At 52.7% G+C, this 2,147-nt stretch carries 3 protein-coding genes; all 3 read left to right on the forward strand.

The genetic code is table 11. The annotated features are described in order from the left end of the window. The coding region (locus tag AQR02_RS06655) for a phosphotransferase family protein (protein ID WP_148449070.1) at positions 1 to 555 on the forward strand (555 nt) is incomplete at its 5' end. A gap of 21 nt (positions 556 to 576) precedes the next feature. Continuing rightward, positions 577 to 1,494 carry a helix-turn-helix transcriptional regulator gene (locus AQR02_RS06660; protein ID WP_054939912.1) on the forward strand — a complete coding sequence of 306 codons (918 nt, stop codon included), beginning with the start codon at positions 577 to 579 and terminating at the stop codon, positions 1,492 to 1,494. An 85-nt stretch (positions 1,495 to 1,579) separates the two neighbouring features. Next, positions 1,580 to 2,092 carry a DinB family protein gene (locus tag AQR02_RS06665; protein WP_054939913.1) on the forward strand — a complete coding sequence of 171 codons (513 nt, stop codon included), beginning with the start codon at positions 1,580 to 1,582 and terminating at the stop codon, positions 2,090 to 2,092. Positions 2,093 to 2,147 lie beyond the last annotated feature (55 nt).

Consider the following 2,147-nt stretch of genomic DNA (forward strand, 5'->3'; position numbering starts at 1 on the left):
CAGGATTATTCGCACAGAGCGGAGCAGCAGCAGCTGTCCTATTCAGCCTTGCTGAATAATAGCTTGGCGAAGCTGCAGGGCTACGAGAAACTGGCCAATGGCTCAGCTGAGCTTTTACAGGACAACCGGGTAATCAGCCATAGGGATCTGGATCCCAAAAATGTACTATGGGATAATCGCGGAAATCCGCTCATCATTGACTGGGAAGCCGCGGGGACTGTTCATCCGATGCAGGAGCTGCTCGAGGTGGCATTGTACTGGTGTGGTTTCGAGGCCGGGAAGGCAAGCCAGGAGGCTTTCCAGACCGTGATTCGTGCTTACAGGAGCCAGGGAGGAAAGGTCACCGGGAACTGGACGGATGTGCTGAACCTCGGCTATCAGGGAAGGCTGGATTGGCTGGCCTATAGCCTGAGGCGTTCGCTTGGTCTGGAAGTCACGGATGAGGCGGAGCGGCAGCTGGGGGTAAGTGAAGTTATCCGCACGATCAGGGCCCTTGATGATTATGCTGACTTTATACCGCTTTGTCTCAACTGGCTGGAATACGAACAGAAATAGACTAACAGGCGGGGAATACACATGAAATTGGAACGATTAATCTCTATCATCTACAAGCTGCTGAATCACGAAGTATTATCGGCTTCCAGGCTGGCAGAGGAGTACCAGGTTTCCCCGAGAACCATCTACCGGGATATCGATGTTATCTGTGCCGCGGGCTTCCCGGTCGTATCGTATCAGGGTATGAAAGGCGGATACGGTATGATGGACGGCTACAAAATGGATAAAAGCCTGCTGGGCGCGTACGATGTCAATTCCCTGATTTCCGTGCTCAGCAGCCTCTCGACCGTGTTTGATGACGAACGTGCGCAGGGGACCATCGAACGGCTGCAGACAATCGGGGAGGAGCATCAGACTGCGAGTCTGACCGTAGACTTTGATACCCGCCGGACGGAGCAGGACGCGCTCCGGCATTTACGCACAGCCATTACCGGGCGCAATATCGTCCGCTTTAATTATGTTAATGCCCAGAATGAACGCACGAGCCGTGAAATGGAGCCGCTGCGGCTTCATTTCAAGTATCGCAACTGGTACATCTACGGCTACTGCCGGATCCGTCGGGACTACCGGGAGTTCCGGCTGTCACGGCTGCTGGATTTACAGCTAACCGGCGAAACCTTTGGGCCGCATCCGGATCTTCCGGACGAAGCTGAATCTGCAGACAGAGGCGGACAGGGCCAAATGGAGGAGGTTGTGGTCCGGGTGGGGCCGGAGGCGATAGCAGAGGCGCTGGACCAGTTTCACCAGATGGATAAGCAATTTCATCCCGACGGGAGCATGACGCTGCGGATTCCTGTCTGCCGTCCATTACAGGCACGATGGCTTTGGAGTATTCTGCTGGGTTTTGGCAGCGGCGCCGTAGTGCTCGAACCCCCTGCCCTGCGGAGCATCCTAAAAGAGCAGCTACTAAACACACTCAAACATTATGAAGAAGTATGACACGCTGTTGTCAAACTTCTTTTTTTATTATGAAATCAGCAACAACAACTTCAAATCTACTGCCAATCCAAAGGAGACGTTACGAATGAATCATCCGGAGCAAATGTTTAATTACCATACCTGGGCTAACCAGACGATTCTGGGGAGAATCAAGGAACTCCCGTCCGCTGTTCTGAGTCAAGAAGTAGGAAGTTCTTTTCCCTCCATCGCCCATGCCCTGAGTCATATCTATGCGGTGGATAAAATGTGGTATCTGGTCCTGAACGGCACCGGTATGCCGGAGGCGCTGCAGGCAACCATTCCGCTGAATGGGACTATCCTGACTACTGTGGACGAATACGCCGGAATTTTTGCCGAGTTAACAGAGCAGTACAGAGAGTGGTTCAGCAGGCACACCGATTTGGAGCAGACCATCCAGCTAGACAATCCGTACATCGGTGTCCGTCAGACGAGCTTAGCGGAAATTATACTGCATCTAATCAATCACGGAACCTATCACAGGGGCAATATTACTACCATGCTGCGCCAGCTGGGCCATGCATCCACGATGACTGATCTTATCCTTTACCTGTATCAGGAGCCTGTGCAGGCAGTTTAAGCTGAATTTAATCAAGTAAGACGTAGGGGGCCGATATTTCTGTGCGCAGGAAGTC

Source organism: Paenibacillus ihuae (genome assembly GCF_001368795.1).
Taxonomy (GTDB): Bacteria; Bacillota; Bacilli; order Paenibacillales; family Paenibacillaceae; genus Paenibacillus_AQ; species Paenibacillus_AQ ihuae.